This is a genomic window from Lacibacter sp. (assembly GCF_035299325.1).
Taxonomy (GTDB): domain Bacteria; phylum Bacteroidota; class Bacteroidia; order Chitinophagales; family Chitinophagaceae; genus Lacibacter.
Genome location: NZ_DATGWT010000041.1, coordinates 113,300 through 139,259, shown reverse-complemented (window position 1 = coordinate 139,259; position 25,960 = coordinate 113,300). Strand labels below are relative to the sequence as shown.

General features: G+C 40.7%; 24 protein-coding genes. 13 read left to right on the top strand and 11 right to left on the bottom strand.

Annotated features, from left to right (window positions below; translation table 11 throughout):
- Nucleotides 1-76 precede the first annotated feature (76 nt).
- Nucleotides 77-3,202, top strand: a complete 3,126-nt coding sequence (locus VK159_RS22470; RefSeq protein ID WP_324232422.1) for a S41 family peptidase — start codon at nt 77-79, stop codon at nt 3,200-3,202.
- Between the two features lie 201 nt (nt 3,203-3,403).
- Here the strand turns inward: VK159_RS22470 and VK159_RS22465 are convergent, their stop codons facing one another.
- A complete protein-coding gene (locus VK159_RS22465; protein ID WP_324232421.1) occupies nt 3,404-4,489 on the bottom strand; it encodes a hypothetical protein in 1,086 nt (361 codons plus the stop codon).
- A 99-nt stretch (nt 4,490-4,588) separates the two neighbouring features.
- Between VK159_RS22465 and VK159_RS22460 the strand changes: the two genes are divergently transcribed.
- Both VK159_RS22460 and VK159_RS22455 read left to right on the top strand, forming a co-directional pair.
- Nucleotides 4,589-5,068, top strand: a complete 480-nt coding sequence (locus VK159_RS22460) for a hypothetical protein (protein WP_324232420.1) — start codon at nt 4,589-4,591, stop codon at nt 5,066-5,068.
- Nucleotides 5,069-5,181: 113 nt separating this feature from the next.
- Nucleotides 5,182-5,877 (top strand): peptidoglycan DD-metalloendopeptidase family protein, encoded by a 696-nt coding sequence (locus VK159_RS22455; RefSeq protein WP_324232419.1) that lies wholly within the window; start codon nt 5,182-5,184, stop codon nt 5,875-5,877.
- Nucleotides 5,878-5,891: 14 nt separating this feature from the next.
- Here VK159_RS22455 and VK159_RS22450 read toward each other — a convergent pair whose 3' ends face one another.
- From VK159_RS22450 to VK159_RS22430, 5 genes are all read right to left on the bottom strand, one after another.
- The gene (locus VK159_RS22450; RefSeq protein WP_324232418.1) at nt 5,892-6,158 is read right to left on the bottom strand and encodes a hypothetical protein; all 267 of its coding nucleotides are present in this window, start codon (nt 6,156-6,158) and stop codon (nt 5,892-5,894) included.
- 6 nt (nt 6,159-6,164) lie between these two features.
- A complete protein-coding gene (locus tag VK159_RS22445; RefSeq protein ID WP_324232417.1) occupies nt 6,165-7,562 on the bottom strand; it encodes a radical SAM protein in 1,398 nt (465 codons plus the stop codon).
- 60 nt (nt 7,563-7,622) lie between these two features.
- Nucleotides 7,623-8,384: a prolipoprotein diacylglyceryl transferase gene (locus VK159_RS22440; protein ID WP_324232416.1), complete on the bottom strand. Its 762-nt coding sequence runs from the start codon at nt 8,382-8,384 to the stop codon at nt 7,623-7,625.
- A gap of 27 nt (nt 8,385-8,411) precedes the next feature.
- Entirely contained in the window at nt 8,412-9,065 is a 654-nt protein-coding gene (locus VK159_RS22435) for a hypothetical protein (protein WP_324232415.1), read from the bottom strand.
- Nucleotides 9,066-9,146: 81 nt separating this feature from the next.
- The gene (locus VK159_RS22430) at nt 9,147-9,809 is read right to left on the bottom strand and encodes an NADPH-dependent F420 reductase (RefSeq protein ID WP_324232414.1); all 663 of its coding nucleotides are present in this window, start codon (nt 9,807-9,809) and stop codon (nt 9,147-9,149) included.
- Nucleotides 9,810-9,855: 46 nt separating this feature from the next.
- Here VK159_RS22430 and ruvB point away from each other — a divergent pair, with 46 nt between their 5' ends.
- On the top strand, nt 9,856-10,890 hold the full coding sequence (ruvB, locus tag VK159_RS22425) for a Holliday junction branch migration DNA helicase RuvB (protein WP_324232413.1): 1,035 nt from the start codon (nt 9,856-9,858) through the stop codon (nt 10,888-10,890).
- A gap of 7 nt (nt 10,891-10,897) precedes the next feature.
- Here ruvB and VK159_RS22420 read toward each other — a convergent pair whose 3' ends face one another.
- Nucleotides 10,898-11,704: a TerC family protein gene (locus VK159_RS22420; RefSeq protein ID WP_324232412.1), complete on the bottom strand. Its 807-nt coding sequence runs from the start codon at nt 11,702-11,704 to the stop codon at nt 10,898-10,900.
- A gap of 58 nt (nt 11,705-11,762) precedes the next feature.
- Entirely contained in the window at nt 11,763-12,869 is a 1,107-nt protein-coding gene (locus VK159_RS22415; protein WP_324232411.1) for a quinone-dependent dihydroorotate dehydrogenase, read from the bottom strand.
- Nucleotides 12,870-13,003: 134 nt separating this feature from the next.
- Between VK159_RS22415 and VK159_RS22410 the strand changes: the two genes are divergently transcribed.
- The 6 genes from VK159_RS22410 to VK159_RS22385 all read left to right on the top strand — a co-directional run bounded on the left by VK159_RS22410 (nt 13,004) and on the right by VK159_RS22385 (nt 21,144).
- Entirely contained in the window at nt 13,004-14,182 is a 1,179-nt protein-coding gene (locus tag VK159_RS22410) for an acetyl-CoA C-acyltransferase (RefSeq protein WP_324232410.1), read from the top strand.
- Nucleotides 14,183-14,322: 140 nt separating this feature from the next.
- Entirely contained in the window at nt 14,323-16,005 is a 1,683-nt protein-coding gene (locus VK159_RS22405) for a DUF1800 domain-containing protein (RefSeq protein ID WP_324232409.1), read from the top strand.
- A gap of 16 nt (nt 16,006-16,021) precedes the next feature.
- Nucleotides 16,022-17,602, top strand: a complete 1,581-nt coding sequence (locus tag VK159_RS22400) for a DUF1501 domain-containing protein (RefSeq protein ID WP_324232408.1) — start codon at nt 16,022-16,024, stop codon at nt 17,600-17,602.
- 98 nt (nt 17,603-17,700) lie between these two features.
- Nucleotides 17,701-20,061, top strand: coding sequence for a TonB-dependent receptor (locus VK159_RS22395; RefSeq protein ID WP_324232407.1), 2,361 nt, complete (start codon nt 17,701-17,703; stop codon nt 20,059-20,061).
- A gap of 28 nt (nt 20,062-20,089) precedes the next feature.
- A complete protein-coding gene (locus tag VK159_RS22390) occupies nt 20,090-20,629 on the top strand; it encodes a hypothetical protein (protein ID WP_324232406.1) in 540 nt (179 codons plus the stop codon).
- A 74-nt stretch (nt 20,630-20,703) separates the two neighbouring features.
- Nucleotides 20,704-21,144, top strand: coding sequence for a DUF2721 domain-containing protein (locus VK159_RS22385; protein WP_324232405.1), 441 nt, complete (start codon nt 20,704-20,706; stop codon nt 21,142-21,144).
- A 150-nt stretch (nt 21,145-21,294) separates the two neighbouring features.
- Here VK159_RS22385 and msrB read toward each other — a convergent pair whose 3' ends face one another.
- On the bottom strand, nt 21,295-21,858 hold the full coding sequence (gene msrB, locus VK159_RS22380) for a peptide-methionine (R)-S-oxide reductase MsrB (RefSeq protein ID WP_324232404.1): 564 nt from the start codon (nt 21,856-21,858) through the stop codon (nt 21,295-21,297).
- Nucleotides 21,859-22,042: 184 nt separating this feature from the next.
- On the opposite strand from msrB, the gene VK159_RS22375 reads away from it, so the two are divergent.
- From VK159_RS22375 to VK159_RS22365, 3 genes are all read left to right on the top strand, one after another.
- The gene (locus VK159_RS22375; protein ID WP_324232403.1) at nt 22,043-22,624 is read left to right on the top strand and encodes an adenylate kinase; all 582 of its coding nucleotides are present in this window, start codon (nt 22,043-22,045) and stop codon (nt 22,622-22,624) included.
- A 119-nt stretch (nt 22,625-22,743) separates the two neighbouring features.
- Nucleotides 22,744-23,187, top strand: coding sequence for a nuclear transport factor 2 family protein (locus VK159_RS22370; RefSeq protein WP_324232402.1), 444 nt, complete (start codon nt 22,744-22,746; stop codon nt 23,185-23,187).
- Nucleotides 23,188-23,228: 41 nt separating this feature from the next.
- Complete coding sequence (locus VK159_RS22365; protein WP_324232401.1) at nt 23,229-23,999, top strand: SDR family oxidoreductase; 771 nt, start codon at nt 23,229-23,231, stop codon at nt 23,997-23,999.
- A 172-nt stretch (nt 24,000-24,171) separates the two neighbouring features.
- On the opposite strand, the gene VK159_RS22360 is transcribed toward VK159_RS22365, so the two are convergent.
- Nucleotides 24,172-25,008 carry an arsenite methyltransferase gene (locus tag VK159_RS22360; protein ID WP_324232400.1) on the bottom strand — a complete coding sequence of 279 codons (837 nt, stop codon included), beginning with the start codon at nt 25,006-25,008 and terminating at the stop codon, nt 24,172-24,174.
- 19 nt (nt 25,009-25,027) lie between these two features.
- Entirely contained in the window at nt 25,028-25,945 is a 918-nt protein-coding gene (locus tag VK159_RS22355) for a phosphatase PAP2 family protein (RefSeq protein WP_324232399.1), read from the bottom strand.
- Nucleotides 25,946-25,960: the final 15 nt, after the last annotated feature.

Below are 25,960 nucleotides of genomic sequence, written 5' to 3'. Positions count from 1 at the left end.
CATTCATCAACCTTTCTTCATTTTAACCCGATTAAACTGCAGACTTTCGTATTTTCCAATGATAAAATCATCAAATATGAAGCATTTGTTTTCATTTGTATTCTTAAGCCTTATCAGTGTTGTTTCGTTTGCACAAGGCAACGCTTACTTTCTTTCGAACCCAACCCTTTCACCCGACGGACAAACCATTGTGTTTGCATTTGAAGGTGATCTGTGGAAAGCCAACATCAGCGATGGACATGCAACACGCCTTACAGCGATGCAGGGTTATGAAACGTCGCCACGTATTTCACCTGATGGTAAATGGATCGCATTTACCGGCAGGCAATATGGAAATGCCGATGTGTATCTCATGCCTGTAAATGGTGGTGAAGTAAAGCAAATCACTTTTCATAGCGGCAACGATGATGTTACAAGCTGGAGTTGGGATAGTAAAAGTATATACTTCAACAGCGGTCGTATGGGACAGGTAGCAGGTTTTAAAGTTGCTGCAACAGGAGGCACACCACAACGTGTATTCGGCAGTAATTTTTTTCAGTACGATCATAACCTTGTTGAGCATCCAACAACCGGTGAACTGTTTTTCAATGATACATGGGAAAGTATTAACCAAACACAACGGAAACGTTACAAAGGTCCGTTCAATCCCGATATTCAATCGTACAATCTGAAAACAAAACAACATAAGAAATATACAACCTGGGAAGGAAAAGATTTTGCAGCTACCATCGACAAAGCAGGGAATGTGTTTTATGTTTCTGACGAAGCAAATGGAGAATACAATCTTTACACAATGGATAATGGAAAGAAGAAAGCGCTTACCCGTTTTTCTTCTTCCATCAAAACACCGCAGGTGAATGCCAACGGAGACAAAGTGGTATTTGAAAAAGATTACCAGTTATGGATCTATGATGTAAAAGCAGATAAAGAAAAGAAGCTTGCTATTTCCATCGTTCGCAATCATGTATTGCCAAAAGAAAAAGATTATGAAGTGCGTGGAAATATTTCTGCCTTTGATGTGTCGCCAGATGGAAAGAAGCTGGCGTTCATTTCACGTGGTGAATTATTTGTGAGTGATGTGGATGGAAAATTTATACAGCAGATCAATTGTGGTTCAGCAGAACGTGTGCGTGAAGTAAGATGGATGAGTGATAACAAAACAATGCTCTTTACGCAAACAGCTGATGGTTATACAAATCTCTTTACTATTCGTGCTGATAGCAGCAGTGCAGCAAAACAACTTACATCGGATAAACGAAATAACCGCAGTCTTGTTCAAAATAAAAAGCGAACAATGGCTGTTTATCTCAGCGGTCGTGATGAAGTGCGTTTGCTTGATCTGAAAACATTACAAAGCAAAACCATTGTAAAAGATGAGCTATGGGCTTTCCAGAACAGCGATCCCGGGTTTTCACCCAACGACGAATATGTTGTGTTTACAGCAAGAAGAAATTTTGAAGAAGATATTTTCATTCATCATATTAAAAACAACAAGACAACCAATCTTACCAACACAGGTGTAACGGAGAACAGTCCTGTATGGTCGCCTGATGGAAAATACATCTACTTTGTTTCACAACGTTTAAAACCTTCCTATCCGTTTGGAATGGCGAATGCGAAAGTATATCGTGTTCCATTAGAGAAGTTAGATGAACCTTATCGTTTAGATAAATACAGTGAACTGTTTAAAGAAGAAAAGAAAGATGCGAAAGGTGCAAACGCAGATTCCGGTAAAGTAATTACAGTTGATACTGATCTGTTGATGGAAAGGTTGGAGCAGATCAGTCCATCGTTTGGTGCACAGTATTTAATTAATGTGTATCAGAAAGGCGAGAAGACAACGGTGTTGTATGCAAGCAATCATGGCGAAGGAAGATTTGCAATTTGGAAAACGGTGTTGGAGCCATTTGAGTTGCCAAAAACAGAAAAAATTGCAGGTACCGATAATGCAGGTGGATTTGAAGTGATTGAAGTGAACGATAAGTATTATGCGTTGAGTAACGGTTCAATCGCCAAGGTAAACCTTGATGCAAACCGGATCGATCCGGTGAATATCTCTTACACTTTCCGTCGTAATCTGCAGGAAGAATTCAACCAGATGTTTTACGAAACATGGGCTGGCATGGAAGAAGGTTTTTACGATGAAAACTTTCATGGCCTTGACTGGAAAAAAACAAAGGACTATTACAAACAGTTTTTACCATTTGTAAATAACCGTGCTGATCTGCGCACACTTTTGAATGATCTCTTGGGTGAACTTAACTCATCGCACCAGGGCTTTGGCACATTTGGCGATGATGAGAATATTGCCTTGACCAGTGCAACAATGGAAACAGGCATCATCTTCGAAAATGATGAGCCCTACAAAGTAAAATATATTGCGAAACGTTCTGCAGCTGATCGTAAGAGTATTGATGTAAGACCCGGCGATGTATTGGTGAAAGTGAATGATGAAACAGTTGATGAAAACAAAGATCGGAATGCTTATTTCACTTTGCCATCACGTGACCGTGAATTGAAACTCACATTCAAACGTGGTGCAGAAACAGTGAATGTAAAAATTCATCCGCAGGCAACATTATATAATACTCTCTACGATGAGTGGGTTGATAACAACCAGAAACGTGTAGATGAAAAAAGTAAAGGGCGTATTGCTTATGGTTATATGAAGAATATGGGCACCGGTGAGTTGGATCAGTTCATTACCGACATGACGCAGGAATTGATCAACAAAGATGCACTCATCTTCGATCTGCGGTATAATACCGGCGGTAATGTGCACGATGAAGTGTTGAAATTTTTAAGTCAGCGCTCTTACCTGCAATGGAAATACCGTGAAGGAAAGTTAGCACCTCAATCAAATTTTTCACCGGCAGATAAGCCGATCATCTTGCTCATCAATGAACAATCATTGAGCGATGCAGAAATGACGGCACAAGGCTTTAAAGCGTTGAAGCTGGGCAAGATTATTGGTAACGGCACCTATCGCTGGATCATCTTCACCAGTGGCATTGGCTTGGTTGATGGATCAAATGTGCGCATGCCTGCCTGGGGTTGTTATTCACTCGATGGAAAGGATCTGGAGATGAGTGGTGTGCAACCTGATATTTTACTCATCAATAGTTTTGAAGATAAACTGAACGGTAAAGATCCGCAGTTGGATAAAGCCATTGAAGAAATATTGAAACAAATCAAGGGATGAGTGATGAGTAATGAATCGTGAGTGTGAACTGTAGTTCATCAATCGTCATAAAACAAAAGCTGTGCAACTCTGCACAGCTTTTGTTTTTGGCTAAATCAGTTTATTATTTTCTTTCTCTGCGTCTTCGTGTCTCTGTGGTAATTTTTGTGAACGTAGCGAACAACCCTCTTTTTCTCCTTCCTCTCCTTCCATCCTCTTAGCTCATTCTTTCCTGACAAACCTTATCATCGCACTGCTGTTCTCTGTACTTTCCAGGTTAGCAGTATAACGTACCCCATTTACATAGGCGATCATGTAAGAAGTATTCGGCGGAATGGCACCAAGGTTCTCAGCCACCATCACCAGCTCATTGCTTTCGGTTAGTTCGGTAACAGCAAACTTCACCACATACGGTTTATCACTGAGTTTTACATGCTCAAAAACCAAACGGTTATTCATGAACAATGAAATAGAATCGCCATCGATCTCTGCATTATCATAAAAATGAATTTCAATGGTATCGCCGAGCAATGGCAATTCGGTTGTCAATACTTTTTTTCGTTCAATAAATTTCTCTTTGATCGTTGGTGCTTTAGTAACTGTTGGCTCTTTTACAGGTGGTTTGTTTTCTGTTTTGGTAACGGGTTGTGTTTCCTTAGGAATAGTCGGTTGCGGCTGAACTACTACGGGTTCAGCTTTTGGTTCTTCACGCTTTGGCTGTTCAGTTACAACAACCGGCGGAGGTGTAACCGCTATAACTTCCGGTTGCTTTACTGTTTTATGAATCGTTGCCACACTGTCAATAAAATCAGGATCATTGGCACCCACTGTATAATTATCGATCACATAATTCCATTCATCGGTAAACTGTGGTTGATCCACTTTATCTAAATGCAGATCACCTTTGTTTTTTTGTTCTTCTTTCGTTACCGCTTTTCCATCAAGCATCATCACGCCCCCGCCAGGACAATTAAAATCAGCTTCCATCAGCAACGGCACTGCACCGGGAGAGGTAATGGCAATACGTCCTGTTTTTGCTTCCAGCAATTCATCATCCCACCAGATCACTTCATTTGTTTGTTGATTGAAATAACCTTTCACCGCATAACGACGGTAGTTGTTCGGATTTTCATAATAATAGGATGTGCCGAATAAACTGTCGCCACGTTGAACCAGTTTCAATTCAAGTTTAGCTGGCTTTAAGCCGCTGCCCACTTTGCCCTTCCACACACCGGTGATCATTTGTGCATGGGTGAGCAAGCTAAACAAAAGGGAAACAGCCAGTAAACAGGAGTAATGTTTCTTCATGCGATAGTGCTTAAACGAAATGTTGATGTAAATATTTTTTAACGATGTTAATGTTTCAACAAAAGCAGCAGCATTTTTGTATTAGTTGGAAATTAGCTTATGGCACAGGCAAATATTCAACTGATTGAAGCGCTGCGTGAAACAGCAGCACGACTCCGTAATGGTGCGGCCTATGCATGGGGAAACCATGGCGCCTGCAATTGCGGTAACCTTACTCAGGTTGTTACCAAATTAAGCAAGGAAGAAATATTGGCGTTTGCCCACACGGGCATTGGCGAGTGGACGGAACTTGCAGAAGATTATTGTGGTGTTACGGATGCTCCTGCCGGGTTACTCATCACCAAACTGCAGGAAATTGGGTTAACGCCGAGTGATATTCATAACCTCGAGTATCTTGAAGATAAAGCAGTGTTGCAACGATTGCCCGGTGGTTTCCGATGGCTGAAACGAAATGTACGTGAAGATGTGATCGTGTATTTTGAAACCTATGCAGATTTGTTGGAAGAACATTTAGCAAACAATCTATCTATATCGTTCGATGAGTTGTTTCAAGTGAAGCAACCGGATCTTGTTTCGTAAGGCTCACCTATAAGAACATTGCCCCACATTTTGTTGGGGCTTTTTTATAGAAATATATTTATTCAAGCTTGATGGCATAGTGGTAATTTAGCAATACAAAGAATGACAAACAAATGTCTACGTCACTCATCAATATTCTCGAAAAGAACAAACAGCAGTATTACCCGGTTGTGCCTTTTGATCCTGAAAATGATCGATTGCTGAAAATGGATTTTACTGAAGCCAATAAAGAACTTACGCAAGATGTGATCGAGGATGTTTCAAAATTCAGCAACTATGTTGATGCGCAGTTGAGTAATGCGGGTGCACGTTATGGCATTGGTGGTTATGCAGAGCATCGAAGCGTTTACAGCCGGAGTAAAGTATTTGATTCGCCTGATGGAGGCGAGCCAAGACGCCTGCATTTAGGTGTTGACATTTGGGGTAAAGCAGGGACACCTGTATTTGCACCGCTGGGTGGTATGGTACACAGTTTTAAATTCAATGATCGTTATGGTGATTACGGAGCAACGATCGTGTTATTACACCAGCTGGAGAGCTTTGCATTTTATACCTTGTGGGGTCACTTGAGTTTAAGAGATATAGCGTTGGTAGAAGGACAATACATCAATCGTGAACAGGAGTTTGCACATTTTGGTGAACCTCATGAAAATGGACATTGGCCGCCGCATCTGCATTTTCAGATCATTGAAAATATTGAGCTGCATGAGGGCGATTATCCCGGTGTATGTCGCTTAAGTGATCAGAAATTTTATTTAAAAAATTGTCCCGATCCTGATTTGATCTTACAGATGAATCAGTATTTGTAGCAGGACTATTTGCTTCAACCAAGACGGAAAGGGAAGAAACTGCAGGTAACAATCCCAGATAATAAGATCAGGCCAGCAGCTGCTAATGTTGCCATGCCATTTTCTTTTTGTTTAGCAATCAATAAAACAATTGAAACAAGCAACATAACTGCACCGGCAAGCAGGTTTAATAATCCAATAGTAAATCCTGTATCATAAACGGCTTTCATACTGTTTGCCATGAAACAGAAGAGAATAATAATCACTTCGCTGATAATAAATATCCGTAATGCTTTTTTCATGCCTGTTTATTTTGCTGTTGCTATTAATTCTTTCAACCGCTGTTCTTTTTCATCTCTGTATAAAAGATTCATTGTTTCAAAAGGAATAATACGTCCGTCTTTATGTACAATATGCACACAACTCTTTTTGATGGCACGCACATCAAAATCCCACGCATCAATAAAACGCATAATGATAATACGGAACAGGTTGTCATAATTTAAACCCGGCGCATAGATATCGGGCAAACAGCAGAGTAACTGTTTCATATTTTCATCTACACGATCAACTGAAATGCCTGTGCTGAAGATCTGGATGAGTTGATCTTTCAGTTCTGCATCCTGTTCATATACAATCGTGTTGCGCTTTGTGTTATCCAACAGAATAGCAGGATCTATGTATCTTGTTAACGGCATCACCTGGTTGTTGAGCTTTAATGCATAACCCATCACCAATGCATCGGGGTTACATGGAACCGGCACCAGATCGTTTGACTCAAATATCTTTGTTTGCTCCAGTATTTTTCTTCTTACTTCTGTTAAAGTAATGCGGTCGGTAGCAGGATCAAAATGTTCATTACGTCCGGCAATTTGTGTGGGTTGAAAGGTTACACCTCTGCAGCATTTTTGCTTTAAAGCAAATTCAATGATCTCACCAATTTCATCATCGTTCAAACCTTTTTGTAAGGTAACAACAAAGGTTGTTGATACATTAAACTCGTTGAGATGCTCCAAAGCTTTCATTCGTTCTTCCACAAGATTTTTTCCACGCAAGGTTTCTAATGCTGATGGTTTGAACGAATCCCATTGCAGGTACAATTCAAAATCGGGCATATAAGAAGCTAAACGTTTAGTAAACTCTTTGTCCTTTGCAATGCGGATGCCATTTGTATTCACCATCAGGTGACGGATCGGTTTTGTTTTTGCAATGTCGAGTATTTCAAAAAACTGTGGATGAATCGTTGGTTCGCCTCCACTGATCTGCACTACATCGGGTTCTCCTTCATTTGCTACAACAATATCGAACATGCGTTCTACTTCTTCAAGTGTTCGATGACTACCATAATGTGGACTGCTCATTGCATAACAGGTTGGGCAGGTAAGATTGCATCGGTCAGTGATCTCTACCACACTTACACAACTGTGTTGCTCATGATCGTGGCACAAACCACAATCGTAAGGGCAACCATAATGCGTATTTGTATTTGCTTTTAAGGGTGCTTCAGATGCTTTATTATAATTGCGGATGTTTTTATAATACTCAATATCGTCTGCGATCAGTACTTTATGAAAACCATGATCTGGGCAGGTCTTCAACATATATACATTGCCGTCTTCAAAGATGATCTTTGCATCAACTCTTCGTAAACACTCAGGGCAAAGGCTGATGCTGAAGTCATAATAGGTATAATTTTTTACAGGCATTTGTTATTTGAATTTGTTTGAAAAGTTATAAGTTAGTTTTCATACAGTTTTTGACTCTTGTCAAAAAAACGCATCAGGCTTCAATAATTTCTTAGGTTGTACAAAGTATCGAATATACCATAACATACCTGCCAAAGCTATTAATTGGATGGTAGACAAGGTTTGCCAAACATTGTAATGCGGTTTTATAAAATCGCATGCAAAACGAAACACACAATACCCGATCATAAACAGTTTAAAGCATGCACCCTGTGCAAGTGCAGTGCGTTTGGAAAGGGAGTAGATAAACAACCACAGCAACAGCAGATAACAGATCTCATATAATGTTACCGGATGCCGTTTGATTCCATCGCCAAGATCCATACCCGTAAATAACGATGTTGCAATGCCGTAAGTTTCTTCATACACACCCATGCTGAAACAACCGATGCGGCCTATGATCAAACCTAATAGCATGGGATATGTAAACAGATCACCGCTGGCTTGTTTCTCGCCAATTATTTTTTTTACCAGCTCCACGCCAAATAAGCCACCAAGGAAACCACCTAATACTGTTTTGTTAGCGTAAAAATACAGGAACACGTTTTCTGCTTTTGCAATTTGAGTTGGGTCTTCGAGTCCGCCAATAAGTCTGCTGCCAATCAACGAGCCAAAGATGGCACCAATCATGATCCACATACGGTTTGTTTGAACAATAGAATCGCCTTGCTTTTTACGCAGGAAAAGGAAATAACGAAATGCAACAAAATAGGCAATCACTTCCAGTATGGAATGGAGTAAGATCTTTGATTCACCTATTTCAAAAACAACCGGGAATTGCAATGGGAAAAGTTTTAATGAAGGTGCATTTTATTCTTTTATCCAGAGTGTTTTGTCGGGATAATTTTCCCAGGCTACAAGACCAACGTTGCGTGCAAAATAAAATTTATAGGCACCGGCTTGTTTATTTATTAATGTATCAAGTTGAATAAGCTGAACATTCGAAAATGTTCTTGTTCCAATTACCAGGCTTGAATTGAATCTAGTTATTATCGGCGATTGTAAAGATTCTGATTTTACAAAGCCAGTGTCAGAAAGTGAGGGTGTTCCAAAACCTGTAACACCCATACTTACATAAATATTTGACAGCTTTCCTTTCCCGCTTCCGGTGGGATCTGTTTTTGAAGCATTGATAGTCAGTTTTTGAAAATTGTTGCCCTGCACGTTTGTGCCGCTTACCCAAACATCTGCATTGCAACCACGTCCGCAACCATAACCGCCACCTGTTCTTCCTTCGTAGGATTTAGATCGTTGTACTGCTGCAATTTTGATGGTATCGGCTGTTCCAACAGGATTCTTATAAATGAGTAGTTGATCAGATGTATAAGGAACCCATTGATCAAATTGTGCATCACTGAATGCTGCACAGGTAATGGTTTTGCAAGTACATATCTGGCAAGAGTAATACACAAAAGGTGTAAGCAGCAGTAAGCTTATTTTCAGGAATGCATTTGTTTTTTTCATAGCAGTTAATGAGCGTATAAAATGACCAGTTTATACTGACAATTGCTGCATGAAAACTAAAACTTCATTCTATATCACTTCTCATCTCACCACCAAATAATTAAACATAGCGGTGCCTTGTTGTTGCATAACGCTTACCCAGAAGGGAACAATAGCTTCTGTCATCCGTGCATATTTAATATCCCCCAGATCTAGAATGTTTTCAGGTTTCCAATTAAAGTTATCGGCCAACAAGTGCTTGACGGTATTTTTTGCTTCTGCATCATTACCGCAAATAAATAAGTTGTGATTGGCATCGTTCACCAATGTTGCATTCACCATCAACTTTGCTGTAACTGTATTCAATGCTTTTACCACTTTTGCATCTTCCAGATGTTTTTGTATTTCTTCTCCTAACGACCAGGCGTTACTGTATTCCGGTAATAGCGAAGGTGGCATGCCATTTGAAAAATCGAGAGGATTGGTGACATCAATCACCACCTTGCGGCTGAAATTATGATTGCCAGCCTGCTGCACCGCATCAACAGCTCCGGTTCCATTGAGGCAAAGAAAAATCAATTCTGCAAAAGCTGCCGCATCTTCAAACGTGCCATTTTTTGCTTTGCTTCCGTTTTGTGCGGTCCATGCAATTGCTTTTTCGTTAGTGGCGGTGCGGCTGCCCAACAACACTTCGTGCCCTTTATTGATCAATGCTGTACCTATTGTTTGTCCAACGGCACCGGTGCCAAGTATTCCTATTTTCATGACGATAAATTTTATTGTTTAGTTTTACAGTAAGTTACAACGAGAAATGGCCAATCCCAATTTAAATAGTGATAGAGAAGCATTAAGTGCTGCAGAAAAAGAATTTGAAAACAATATTCGTCCCTCGAATATTGAAGACTTCAGTGGTCAGCAACAGATCATTGAGAACCTGAAGATATTTATCAAAGCGGCGAAGATGCGTGGCGAAGCATTGGATCATGTCTTGTTTCATGGCCCTCCCGGTTTGGGCAAAACAACATTAAGTCGAATTGTGGCAAATGAATTGGGTGTAAACATTAAAGAAACAAGCGGGCCTGTAATAGAAAAGCCCGGTGATCTTGCAGGTTTATTAACTGGCTTAGAAGCAAATGATGTATTGTTTATTGATGAGATCCATCGATTGAGTACCGTGGTAGAAGAATATTTATATGCGGCGATGGAAGATTACCGTATTGATATTATGATCGACAGTGGTCCCAATGCAAGAAGCATCCAACTCAATTTGAACCCATTTACATTGGTAGGTGCAACAACAAGAAGTGGTTTACTGAGTGCGCCTTTGTTATCACGGTTTGCAATTAAATCAAGACTGGAATATTATAATGCAGAAACACTGCAAAAAATTATTCTGCGTGCAGCAGGCATTCTGAATGTGAAGATCACCAGCGATGCATCGAAAGAAATTGCAGGACGCAGCCGTGCCACACCACGTATTGCAAACGGACTCTTACGCCGCATGCGTGATTTTGCAATGGTGTTGGGCAATGGTGTAATTGATCTTGGTGTTACGCAACACGGGTTGAAAGCATTGAATGTGGATGAATATGGGTTGGATGATATGGATAACAAAATTCTGCTTACTATCATTGAGAAATTCAAAGGCGGCCCCGTTGGTATCACCACCATTGCAACAGCTGTTGGTGAAGAATCAGGCACGTTGGAAGAAGTGTATGAACCATTCCTGATTCAGGAAGGTTTTCTGCAACGCACTCCAAGAGGCAGAGAGGTAACAGCAAAAGCGTATGAACATTTAGGAAAGAAACCCCACAGTAGTGGTTTGGGACCAACATTGTTTAGCTGATGGGTGACTACTTCGCCATATCACTGTAATCTTCTGTTTTTTCCTGCAGCACAGGCTCATTTAATTTCACTACATTCTTTTTCGATACCCGTTTGCGCATGAGCATGTTGAGCATCTCTACTGCAAAAGAGAAAGCCATACCGAAGTAAATATAATTTTTCAAATGTAATTCGTGAGCAGCTTCAGCATTCCATCCTTCAATGACTAAGCTTAGACCAATCATTACAAGAAAGGAGAGTGCCAGCATTTTCAATGTTGGATGCTGATGAATAAAACCTGCAATTTTTGGACTGAACAAAAACATCACTGTCATAGCAATTACCACAGCAGCGATCATGATCTCCACATGTTTTGCTGTACCGCCGGCAGTAATGATACTATCGAATGAGAACACTGCATCGATCAAGATGATTTGGCCAATAGCCTGGCCAAACGAAATTCCTTTGGCATTTTTTGGATCCTGGTTCGGGTCTTCGCCTTCCAGCTTTTGATGTATTTCGTGAACCGATTTATAAATCAGAAATAAACCTCCGGCCAGCATCACCAAACTTGCAAGGTCAAATCCTTTGCCTGCAACAGTGAAGACTGCTTTTCCTTTTTGCGTCAGCAACCATCCTAATCCCATCAGCAATAAACTGCGGGAAAGAATACCGGTGATCATCCACAACCGGCGTGCCCGCTTCTGATCTTTGATCGATTTTAAACGGTTGAGAATAATACTTACAAAAATTACATTATCTATACCCAGCACTACTTCCAGCACAACAAGTACAATAAAACTGATAATACTCTCTGACGTAAAAAGATGTTCCATTTTTTAAATTAATCGGCAATTGGCAATTTGCAATGAGCAATTGCCTGTTGAATATTGCCTATTGTTTATTTGTTAATTCGTTGTTTATCTTCTTGGCAATTGCCGGTCCTTCATAAATAAACCCTGTCCATACCTGCACCAACGCAGCACCTGCATTTAATTTTTCGTTTGCATCGGCAGCAGTGAAGATTCCGCCACTTGCCATAACAGGTACCTCGCCTTTTAATTGCTGTGCAATGTACTGTACAATTTCTGTACTGCGTTGCTTCACCGGCAAACCACTGAGGCCACCTGCACCAATGGCCGTTACAACAGAAGCATCGGTTGTAAGTCCTTCACGACTGATGGTTGTATTACTCGCCACCAAACCATCGAGCTGAATTTCTCTTGCAAGATCAATTACATCATCCAACTGCGATTGTGTTAAGTCGGGTGCAATTTTCAGCAGTATCGGTTTTTGTATATGCTCTTCTGCTTTTAGCTTCAAACGTTCAGCTCTCAGCGTTTGAAGATGTGATAAAATTTTATGCAACGAATCTTTCTCCTGCAGTTCACGCAAGCCGGGTGTATTCGGACTGCTCACATTCACCACAAAATAATCGACGTAATCAAATAGTTCATTAAAACAGATCTCATAATCTTTCCATGCATCTTCGTTCGGTGTTACTTTGTTTTTACCGATGTTACCGCCGATGATGAGTGATGAGCGATGAGTGATGAGTGTTGTGCCTTGTGCCTTGTGCCTTGCATCTTGTGTTTGCTTCCATTCCTTCAACCGCTGCGCCACCACTTTCACTCCTTCATTATTAAAACCCATTCGGTTGATAATGGCTTTATCTTTTGGTAAACGGAAGAGGCGTGGTTTATCATTGCCATCCTGTGGTTTGGGTGTAACGGTTCCTATTTCTACAAAACCGAAACCAAGTACTTCCAGCTCCCGCAGGTACTTGGCATTTTTATCAAAACCTGCTGCAAGGCCAACCGGATTTTTAAATTCCAATCCCCATTTTTCAACAGCCAGGTTTTTTGCGGTTGGTTGAAAGCTGGCGGCTAACAGTTTCCTGATGAATCCTATTGAACAGAAGAAATGCAGCGTATTCATTGCGAAATAGTGAACTTTCTCTGCATCAAACAAAAAGAAAAACGAACGAATCAACTTGTACATGGCTGCGAAGATAAACCCCAAAAGCGGATCACAAATTAACAGCAATCATTTGCTGATATTTCTTTTGAAACCTTAACTTTGAACTAGAAAGTTGCATAAACAACTATTTAACGATTGAACCTAAAAATATTACTATGCAGGAAGCATATATCGTAGCGGGTTACCGCACAGCAGTGGGCAAATCAAAACGTGGAGGATTCCGTTTTACACGCCCGGATGATCTGGCAATTGATGTGATCAGGGGTTTGCTGGCAAGTGTACCACAGCTTGATCCGAAGCAGGTAGATGATGTGATTGTAGGAAATGCTGTACCCGAAGCAGAACAAGGGTTACAGGTAGGCCGTATTATTGCTGCCCGTGCCGTTGGTTTTCATGCGCCGGGTATGACTGTGAACCGTTATTGTGCCAGTGGTTTGGAAACGATCGCCATTGCAACGGCCAAGATCAGGATGGGCATGGCCGAATGTATTATTGCCGGCGGTACAGAAAGCATGAGCATGGTGCCAACTGCAGGTTGGAAAACAGTGCCTGCTTATTCCATTGCAAAAGATGAACCCGATTATTATTTGAGCATGGGTTTAACAGCCGAGGCTGTAGCAAAAGAATACAACGTAAACCGTGAAGACCAGGATCTGTTTGCATACAACAGTCATATGAAAGCGAAAGCAGCCATTGAAAATGGTTACTTCAAAGGCGGTATTCTTCCAATAAATGTTGAAGAAGTATCACTCGATGCAAAAGGCAAGAAGCAAACAAAGAATTATGTGATCGATACGGATGAAGGTGTGCGTGCTGATACAAATACTGAATCATTAGCAAAGCTGAAACCGGCATTTGCTGTGAACGGAACTGTTACTGCAGGTAATTCATCACAAACAAGTGATGGTGCTGCGTTTGTAATAGTGATGAGTGAACGATTAGTGAATCAACTGGGATTAAAACCAATTGCACGTTTGGTGAATTGTGTATCTGCCGGTGTGCATCCACGCATTATGGGTATTGGTCCTGTGGAAGCTGTACCGAAAGTTTTGAAGCAGGCCAATATGAATCTGAATGATATTGATCTGTTTGAATTGAACGAAGCCTTTGCATCACAAGCATTGGCAGTTATCCGCACACTTGATCTCAATCCTGATATTGTAAATATCAATGGTGGTGCAATTGCATTAGGTCATCCTTTAGGTTGCACCGGAGCTAAACTCACCATCCAGATCACACAGGATATGAAGCGTCTCAACAAGAAATACGGCATTGTAACGGCTTGTGTGGGTGGCGGTCAGGGAATAGCCGGTATCATCGAAAATATTGCATAAAGCAACCGAAATAGTTAAGTGAAGGCCCCCGTCAACAGCAGGGGCTTTTTCGTGGGATTCTTTCTTTTTAGCCGCCATTAAACTTTTTGTACATTCATAGTCTAAGGTTTCGTAACCCACACATCAAAACCAAATTAACTATGGATCGCAGGGAGTTTCTTACTGCGGGTAAACGATCAGGAACTGCTGTACCCGGCATTTCAAAAACTGAAGCAAGAACGTTCTCTGGCTTAAATGTGTATAACGGTCCGTGGACCAAAAATGAAGTTGTACACCTGCTCAAGCGAACCATGTTTGGTGCAAAGCTTTCCGATATTTCTTATTTCGCCGGTAAAACAATGAATGAAGCGGTTGATGAACTGCTGAATCCAACTGCGGCATTACCTGCACCGCCGGTAAAAGAGTATGATGGAGTAACCGGCGTGACTACTCCCGATAATGATGTGCTGGCAGGTACAACATGGGTGAATAGTGTGAATAATGATGGTACCATTCAAAGTCGCAGAAGAGCATCACTGAAAAAGTGGTGGATGGGTTGCATTATACAGCAAGACCGAAGTATCCGTGAAAAGATGGTACTGTTCTGGCATAATCATTTTGCAACTGAAACGGTGGATGTAGGCAATGCCAATTTTTTATACAAGCATGTTAATCTCCTGAGAACAAAATCATTGGGTAACTTCAAGCAACTGGTGCGTGATATAACACTTGACCCAGCCATGTTGATCTACCTCAATGGAAGATTAAATACAGCTACAGCACCGGATGAAAATTATTCACGTGAGTTGCAGGAGTTGTTTACACTTGGTAAAGAAAATAATCCAAATTACTCGGAAGCAGATGTAAAGGCTGCAGCAAAAGTGCTCACCGGTTGGCGTGTTGATAGTAACGTGAATACATTCCCATCTTATTTCACCTCATCACGTCATGATGCATCAAATAAAAGTTTCTCTTCATTTTACAGCAATACTGTCATTACCGGCAGGACTGGAACGACAGCTGGAGATCTTGAATTAGATGATCTGCTGAATATGATCTTTGCAAAGAACATAGAAGTATCACGCTTCATGGCGAAAAAGCTCTATCGCTTTTTTGTGTATTCAGAAATTGATGCAGCTGCTGAAGCAAACGTAATTGAACCATTAGCACAAATACTTCGAAACAATAACTGGGAAATAAAACCTGCACTGAGTGCATTACTTAAGAGTGAACATTTCTTTGATGCGCTCAACCAGGGAGCCATGCTTAAATCGCCTTTAGAACATGCAGGTGCTATTTGTCGTGAATGGGAAATTATTTTTCCTGATGCAGTAACAGCTTATGCAGATGCATACGGCATGTGGAATTATGTGATGACCGTTGCTGCTAACTATCAACAGAACTTAGGTGATCCGCCGAGTGTTGCAGGTTGGCCTGCTTATTACCAGGTGCCACAGTTCTATGAATTATGGATCAATACCGATACACTTCCCAAGCGAAATCAATTCAGTGATCTCATGATCGGCAATGGTTATTCACGCAATGGAAAGAAGATTGTGATTGATCCTGTTGAATTCACCAAAAAACTTGCAAATCCTGCTGATCCGAATTTGCTGATCAATGAATTATTTGAAATGCTGTTCCGCATTCCCATTTCACAGCAATCGAAAGATCAGTTAAAAAAAGATTTTCTGTTAACAGGACAAGACCAGGATTATTACTGGAGCAATGCATGGAATATTTATATCGGATCACCCACATCAACCAACTACAATATTGTGAATACACGATTACGTGGATTATTTAAATACTGCATGAACCTGGCTGAATACCAACTGATGTAATATCAAAAAAAGGGAAATGAAAAGAAGAGACTTTTTACAAAATACGATACCTGCAGCAGTACTGCCATCCCTGGTTGGTAATTATTCTTTCCGGGTGTTGGGTGATAACCCGGTAATGGCTGCATTGCTCAATACTTATGTAGAAACAGATCGTGTATTGGTCATCATTCAACTCAATGGCGGTAATGATGGATTAAACATGGTGATTCCGTTAGATCAATACAGTAATTATTATAATGCAAGATCAAATATTGCCATTGCACAAAACAAAGTATTAACGCTGTCCGGTACAAATGCAGTAGGTCTTCATCCTTCCATGACGGGTTTACAAACATTATACAACAATGGTAAACTTCGTTTAGTACAGGCCGTTGGTTATCCTAATCCTAACTTTTCTCATTTCCGTGCAACAGATATCTGGATGAGTGCAGCTGATAGTGATGAGCAATTAACTTCGGGCTGGGGTGGCCGTTATCTTAACGATCAATATCCAAACTACCCGGTTGGTTATCCTAACACAACAGTGCCCGATCCGTTGGGTATACAAATTGGTTCGTCTGCATCACTTGCATTCCAGGGACCAAGTGTAAACATGGGCATCAGTATTTCAAGTGCTACTAATTTCTATAATCTCATCAATGGTATACAGGATCCTGTTCCTGCCACACGTGCAGGCGATGCATTGCAATATGTAAGGTTAGTAGCGCAACAGGCCAATCAATATTCAGCACGAATTTCTGCTGCGGCAACAGCCGTGCCAACGCAAGGAAGCTATCCAACCAATAACACATTAGCCGATCAATTGAAAATTGTTGCACGGCTGATCAAAGGCGGATTGAAAACTAGGGTGTACATGGTAAGCATGGGCGGATTCGATACGCATTCGGCACAAACAAATACCGATACATCAACAGGTAATCATGCAACACTTATGCAACGGTTAAGCGATGCAGTGAAAGCTTTCCAGGATGATCTGCAAGGATTAGGTATTGAAGACCGTGTATTAGGTATGACCTTTTCAGAATTTGGACGACGAATAAAATCAAACGCCAGTACAGGAACCGATCATGGAGCTGCTGCACCGATGTTTGTGTTTGGTACAAAGGTAAATCCCGGAGTTTCGGGTGTTAACCCCACAATACCCACCACAGCAACAGTGAATGATAATATTCCCATGCAATTCGATTTCCGCAGTGTGTATTCAAGTATTTTGCAAAACTGGTTTTGTGTTGATAATACAACCCTTCAAACCATTATGCTGCAAAACTTTCAGCAGTTGGGTATTTGTGCAAGCGGAAATTGCAGCACTACAACCGATGTGAATGATCTGCGCAATGCAGGCATCACGCTCATTTCTAATTATCCTAATCCGTTTACGACTTCAACCACCATCAGCTTTACAACCAAAGGTGGTCATACACTGGTTCAGATCATGGATTCGCTTGGAAGGGTTATACAAACACCAGTCGACCGTACTTATGCATCTGGCAAATACCAGGTTACTTTTGAAGGGTATGCATTGCCTGCCGGTGTTTACTACATGCGCTTTCAGAACGGAATGACCCAGCAGGTAAAACCCATGTTAAAAGTTCGGTAAGGCCAGTTTCGCAAACAACTTGTTAAGACGAAATGCATTCTCCGGCTAAGCAAGAAAAAGATTTTTGAAATTTGAAACTTTGTTGCATTTTTGCAACCATGTTTCAAATCATTCGTATTTCACTTTTTATTGTTCTTACGTTGGGCTTAACGCAGGTACAAGCTCAATGTACACTTTCGTTATCTGGGCATGTGAACGATGCTGAAACAAAAGAGCATTTATCTGAAGCTGTTATTTTTATTAAAGAACTTAAGCTATCCCAAACAACAGATAAAGATGGTTTCTTTTCATTTAAAGGATTATGCCCCGGAATATATACTTTAGAAGTTAGTCATGCAGGCTGTATAACAGCAGAAAAGCATATTCATCTGAAAGCCGATCTTGAAACAGATATTGATCTTTCGCATGCAATACAGGAGTTGAGTGAAGTGGTGGTGCAGGGACGTTCATCTGGCAGCACAATCTCATCAAATGAACTGAAAGGAAAAGCATTGGAGGCAACACGTGGTTTGAGTTTAGCCGAATCAATCAAAAAAATAAGCGGGGTGAGTGTGTTGCAAACAGGTTCTAATAATTACAAACCTGTAATTCATGGCCTGCATAGCAACCGTGTACTTATCTTAAATAATGGTGTGCGGCAGGAAGCACAGCAGTGGGGTAATGAACACGCACCTGAAATTGATCCGTTTATTGCAAACCGCATCTCTGTAATAAAAGGAGCATCAGCAATTCGTTATGGCGGCGATGCAATTGCCGGCGTTATTTTGGTTGAACCAAAATTGCTGCGCAATGATCCGGGTATTGGCGGTGAAGTCAGCACATCGTTTTTCAGCAACAACAGAATGGGTGTAGTTTCCGCTATGTTTGAGGGCAACAGTGCACGCAGGCCTGCTTTCAGCTGGCGTCTTCAGGGAACTGTAAAAAGGGGTGGTTATGCACGCACCCCAAACTATTGGTTATCCAATTCTGCCAATGAAGAATATAATTTTTCTGTAACTGCCGGATGGAAAAAGCAAGATCGTGGTGCTGAATTATTCTACTCTCAGTTCAATACAAAGCTTGGCATTTTTGCAGGATCGCATATTGGAAATGTAACTGATTTGTGGAATGCCATTCTTGCAAAAGATCCGCCAGATTATATTAAGAATGTTGGCTTCTCGTATAAAATAGACCGACCCTATCAGGAAATTCAACACCAGTTATTAAAACTGAAATCATGGAAGAATACAGGTGATATCGGCCGTTTAAATTTGATTGTATCGGGTCAATACAATAACCGCATGGAATATGATCAAAAACGATTTGCAAGCAGCAGCGATGTTCCGCAGCTTGATCTTACAATTGGAACAGGTTTAGCAGAACTGGTGTGGGATCATTTCAATACAGGTGATTTTCGCGGCACAATCGGCGGTTCGTTCATGTATCAGAACAACAGTTATGTACGCCGGCTTTTTATTCCTAATTATGAATCATCGAACGCAGGCATTTTTGTAATCGAGAAATGGACAAAGAATAAACTTGACCTTGAAGCAGGTTTGCGTTTCGACCGTAAATCAATTTATAATACAACAGATAATGGTGCTGTAAATGTCTATGCCGACAGGTTTTTTAATAATCTTTCCGGTAATATCGGATTTAACTACAGGTTTACAACATCATTAAGGCTTTTATTTAATGCATCATCAGCATGGCGTGCACCGCAGGTGAATGAGTTGTATGCCGATGGATTACATCATGGCGCAGCCCGTATTGAAAAAGGGAACTCCGGTCTTTCGCCTGAACGTGCTAACAATTTTGCTGCAAACCTTGTATTTAGCAACAGCAAATGGGAAATTGATGCAGGTATCTATTATAAGTTAATTGATGGTTTTATTTTTCTTGAACCAACTTTCCCTCCGGAGTTAACAATACGTGGAGCATTCCCAGCCTTTCGCTATTCACAAACAAATGCACGTTTAAGCGGTTTGGATCTTTCAGCTGCCTATCAATTTGATGCACACGTAGCAGCTTCCGTAAAAGCATCGTTGTTACGTGCATGGGATAAACAAAAAGAACAGTGGTTAATTCAAATGCCATCTGACAGATACGAAGCAGCTGTTGAATATAATTTCGGAAATGCAAGGAAGGTGAATGAAACGTATCTCAGTATCAGCAGTACATGGGTATTGGAGCAAACAAGGGTTCCTTCCACAGGTAATATTGAAGTGCCGGGCAGTTCTGTTAAACAATCAGATTATCTCAATCCGCCACCGGCGTATTTTTTGCTGGCGTTTGAAGCGGGAACAAAATTGAAAATGAAACACAGTAACTGGAGTTTTATTCTGTCTGTCACCAATGTAACGAATAAAGCCTACAGAGATTATATGAATTCTTTCAGGTACTTCAGCGATGAGATGGGCCGTAATATTTCCTTACGTGTGCGCATACCTTTTGATCTGAAACATAAACACAAATCATAAATCAACAACTCAATCAATTATTATGACAATGAAACACATCAAATTTTTTACAGTAGTAATGCTTGGCGGTTTAATTCTGGCAGGTTGCAAGAAGAAAAATAATGAAGAAGAAAATGAAGAGGAATTGATCACTACGGTTAATGTAAAACTTACTGCATCAGGTGGGGCAACACAAACATTTACATGGAAAGATGTTGATGGACCCGGTGGTAATGCTCCGCAAATCAGTAACATTACATTAAGCCCGGGCATCAGTTATGCATGTGAACTGGAGTTTTTAGATGAAAGTAAAACTCCGGCTGAAAATATTACAGATGAAGTGGAAGCGGAAGGAACAGATCACCAGGTATATTATGAAGTAGCAACTGCTGCACTTACGATTAATGGATTAAATACAGATGCAGGTGGTTTGCCGCTGGGTATTACATCGAACTGGATCGCTGCTACCAGCAGCGGAGGAACTGTTAAGATTACATTGAAACATAAGCCAGGGGTAAAAGCAGCAGGAGACCTGGTATCAAAAGGTGAAACAGACGTTGAAGTTAGTTTCCCGGTTGTAATTCAGTAAATGATCTTCACGATAAGTTAAAGCCGCACAAGTTGCGGCTTTTTCATATTCATACACTTGATTACTTTTAAGGTATGAATGCATTATCCATTACCACACCTGCCTTATTATTTCCGGCAATCACCTTGCTGATGCTTGCTTACACCAATCGCTTCCTTGCAATTGCATCGCTGGTTAGAAAACTCCACGATGAATATGTAAAAGTAGAAGATCGCAATCTTCTCCACAAGCAGATCAGCAACCTGCGTACACGAATCAGTCTCATCCGTAATATGCAGGCGCTGGGTGTACTGAGTTTTTTGCTTTGTATCATTTGCATGTACCTTATTTTTCGTGAGTTTGATGCAGCATCAAAATGGGTGTTTGCATTGAGCCTGCTGAGTTTACTTACCTCACTTATTTTCTCATTGTTTGAAATTATCCTCAGCACAAGAGCCATTGATGTTGAACTGAGCGATATGGAACTCGACAAACGAAGTATTTTCAAAACAATTATTGATGGTGATAGTAATTAATTGTCTGAACCGTGATTTGGGTAGATTGATAAGATTCAGAAGATGATGGCGTGTTGAGAATGCTTCTGTGCAAATTCGTGTAATCTGCGAGCAATAAAAAAAACGAATCAATGCTGATTCGTTTCTTCTGATAATTATCGAAACTAAAACTTAACTTTTCTTCTCGTTGAATTTCTTCTCGGTTTCTTTTGCTTTTTCAAAATCAAGGATCACACCGTTAATGCAATATCGCAAACCTGTTGGTGGCGGACCATCTTCAAACACATGACCTAAATGTGCTTTGCAACGGCCACACTGCACCTCCGTACGTTGCATGCCATGCGTATTATCGGGTGTGTAAATGATGGAGCTTTTGCTGATGGGTTCATAAAAGCTGGGCCATCCGCAACCACTATCGAATTTGGTATCACTTTTAAACAACGAGTTACCACAAGCAGCACAGTAGTAGGTTCCTACCTCTTCAAATTTTTCAAACTTACTGGTCCATGGACGCTCAGTACCTTTTTGGCGTGCGATATAATACACATCAGAAGGCAGAATTTTTTTCCATTCTTCTTCACTCAAATTCACTTTGGAAGAATCATTTTTTGAATAAACCGGGTTTTTCTTTGCTTCACTCATAGTATTCTTTTTGTCTTTTGTTTGACTGGTTTGCGCTTCGCAGCTAACAAATGTAAGCTGTGCAAAGGCAAGAATCATCAATAGCTTCATCATGTTCATTTCTGTTTATTTGCTAAAGTTACGAAAGCCTGCAGGCTAACGGATGTCTGTTTAACGACAGTATTTTGATCTTAACAAACTCTTTTATTAAACAAATTGCAATCAAAATAGGTTCAGATTGCAGATTTTTAAATCATGCTGTTTATATTTACAACTTCATCAAGCTTACATTCTGTATATGTTTAATTTGATCTTATTTGGCCCTCCGGGCAGTGGTAAAGGAACTCAGTCAGAGAAATTAATTGCAAAATATGGTCTGAAGCACCTGAGCACCGGCGATTTGCTGCGTAGCGAAATTGCAGGGCAAACGCCGTTGGGTCTTGAAGCAAAAAAGCTGATGGACAAAGGTCAGTTGGTGCCGGATGAAGTAGTGATCGGGATGATCAGCTCGGCATTGGATGCCAATCCGCAAGCCAAAGGTTTTTTGTTTGATGGTTTTCCCCGCACAGTAGCCCAGGCCGAAGCATTGGATAAATTGCTGAAGTTAAAAGGTACACAGATCCATGCGATGATCTCCATGCTGGTGAGCGAAGAAGAACTGGTGAAGCGTTTACTCAACCGTGGTAAAACAAGTGGACGCAGTGATGATACAAATGAAGAGATCATCCGTGCAAGAATTGTAGAGTACCGCACCAAAACATCTGTTGTTGCTGATTACTACAAACAGTTTGATAAACTCGCCGAAATTGAAGGTGAAGGAACGATCGATGAAATTTTCGAATCGTTACAAAAAGAAATTGAAGTACACATGGAGGCATAATGCTTTTAGAGATATTAACTTAACCCCGACAGAAATGCCGGGGTTTTTTATGTGCCGGATTTTTCTTTCTGTCTTTCCGCTTTCTGCGCTTTACATTTGTTTTGGATAAATCACTTTGCATGAAACAACTTTTTTTTATTTTCTTTCTCTTTTTTGCATCTGTTGCTGTTGCACAAAAAACAAAAGAAGAATCTGCCACAGAGAAATTTGTGTTGAAATTGCATGAAACAAAGTTTCGCTGGATGGTGCAGAAAAAACTTGACTCGCTCAATAATCTATTGGACGATCGTATTCAATATGTTCACTCAAACGGATGGGTACAAAACAAGAAAGAAGTAATTGAAGATATACGCTCGGCAAAACTAACGATGAACAATGTTACCGTTTCAGAAGCATCGGCAAGGGTGTATAAAGGTTTTGTGATCGTAAATGGCAAAGGAACTTTTAATGTGTTGATGGAGGGGAAACCGGTTGATATTTACTTACTCTATACTGAGGTTTATGCAAAACGGGCCAATGGATGGTTGCTGGTAAGCCGACATGCAAATAAATTAGTACAATAAGTTCGGGGCATTCTCAGCGGCCTGAACAAAAAGTAATTGATATGAATCTTGAATTAACTGATCAGCTCTTTATCGTTGGTGGTGCAACGAGTGGTTTTGGTAAAGCCATTGCCACTGCATTATTACATGAAGGAGCAAAGGTAATTGTGGTAGCAAGAGGAGAGGAGAAGCTGAACGAACAATATAGGTCAAACCCCAATGCAGAAATTGTTACAGGTGATATTACAGAGCATGAAATAATTGAACAGTTAAAAACAATTGTTGGCGATCGTCAACTGCACGGTATGTTGGTGAATGCAGGTGGCCCTCCTGCAAAAAGAGTCTTGGAAACAACACTGAGCGACTGGGATGATGCTTATCAAAAACTCTTACGTTGGAAAGTAGAATTTACACAGGCGTTTGTTCCAGCTATGATGAAAGCTGGTTACGGACGTATTGTGTATATCGAAAGTTCCAGTGTAAAACAGCCGATTGAAAATTTGGTGCTGAGTACATCCTTACGTTTGGCAGTTGTTGGGTTGGTGAAAACATTGAGCCAGGAAATTGCAAAGAGTGGTGTTACGTTGAATATACTTGGTCCGGGCAGTCATAACACACCTGCTATTGATCGCTTGTATCATAAGAAAAGTGAACAGACTGGTTTACCTTTTGCTGATGTGAAACAGACGGCTATTCAACAAATACCTGTTGGCGCATTAGGCGAAGCCGATGATTTTGCATCGCTTGCCGTTTGGTTGTTGAGTAAGCAAAGCCGGTATGTGACCGGACAAACGATTATGGTTGATGGAGGAGCGGTAAGATCTACGTTGTAAATTTTCCAATTGTATGAAATTAGAACGGAGCCACGCATTTGCGTGGCTCCGTTTAGTTTTAACAACATCCCATGTCGGTGATGCCGCCGCAACAATCATTGTTGCCTGCGCAACATCCGGGATCATTTTGATTTGTGTTCATGATGCTAAGGTTTATATGTGAAAAAAAGAATTAACAACAGCCGCTGCCGGGTGCACAGCAGGCAGGCTTTTGTGCAAATACTGTGATAGAGAAGATGCCGGTGTTTCCTTGTTTGAAATCGGCCAACTCTTGTTCGTTCAAATAATTTTTTAGAATATCATCCGGAATTACAATTGCTTTTTCTTTCTGGATGGTGATATGCTCAAATCCATTTTGTTTGATCAGTTCGAGATACACTTCTTTCTGAATGGCACCTGACACGCAACCTGCATACATCTCTGCATCTTTCCGCAATGCATCAGGAAGATTTCCAACCAACACTACATCTGAAATACTGAAATGGCCACCTGCTTTCAACACTCGAAAAATATCTTTGAACACGCCATCTTTATTCGGCACTAAATTCAACACACAATTACTTACTACTACATCGGCTGTATTTGCAGTAACAGGCATGTGTTCAATATCGCCTTGGCGAAACTCTACATTATTCAATCCTCTTTTTTCTGCATTGGTTCTTGCTTTGTCGATCATTGCCGGAGTAAAATCAATACCGATCACTTTTCCTGTTGGTCCTGTTTCTGCAACAGCAATAAAACAATCGTTGCCTGCACCGCTACCAAGATCGATCACGGTATCACCCGGACGAATTTTTGCAAACTGAGTGGGTAAGCCGCAGCCTAATCCAAGATCAGCATCAGGGTTGTAGCCTTTCAGGTTTGTATAATCATCACTCATGATGTTATATACTTCAGTTGAGCATCCACCTGCACCGCAGCACGACGATTGATTAGTTTCTTTATCCTGCAAAGCAATTTCGCTGTACTTCTGTTTTACAATTTCTTTGAGTTGTGTTTCTGTTGACATGGTCTGTACGTTTATATGTTTAGAATCCTTTTGCATTTTTTATTTGTTTGATCTCTTCTTTTGCAGCTGCAAAATCTTTTTGAAACTGTTCGTTTTTCATTAAGCGTTGAATAAGTTCATAAGCCAGCAAACGACCGCTTTCCGAATCGCTTGGATAATGCACACCGATGATCTCTCTTGAATGTGCCATATCATAAGCATCTTTTAAAAAGAATGATTCAAATTCAGGAATCAAAGCAGCATAGAGATAGGCATTTATATATGAGTTTGTTGCATGTCCGCTGGGATAAGCTGCCCATGGTGTTTCTTCAAGATACTTTAATTCAGGCTCAAGTTTGCCCGGTCTGATGCGGAGAAAATAGTTTTTGTATTTCCAGATAACAAAACTTGCATCTTTCCAAACATTGACGGCTAATGCTGCAGTGACTGGTAACGAATCTGCATTGAACCATGTGCCAATAGATCGACCAATATGAAAAAGATTTCGTTGCATTCTTTCATAATCTGCATCACCAGGTTTTGTTTCGGTGTTATAATAAACCGTTGCATAATATTTTGATGCACGGATATCTTCTTCAGAACGGCGTTGTTGCAGTTGCAGTAAAAAATTCAATTCTGCTCTTGTTTGTGCTGAGCTGTTGGCCGGTGGTGGAGCAATGGAAAATGTTTCTGTTCCTTTTAAATAAAACGGCTTACGTAAACGAAATCCAAATACTTCAGTAACGGAAAGATCGGTTACCTGTTTGTGTGCGGTAGTTAATTCAAAGCGGCGTGCATCTGTTGCTTCCTGTCCAGCTTGTGCTGATGAAGGTAGTTGTTGCAATTTTTGATAGTGACCCCACGCTATTGGAACAGGGCCTTGTTTCGGTTGTGCACTTTGAGCAAAAACAAATTGAGTGATGATGATACTGATAAGGGATAATGATAATGGCTGCATATTGCTATGGTTTAA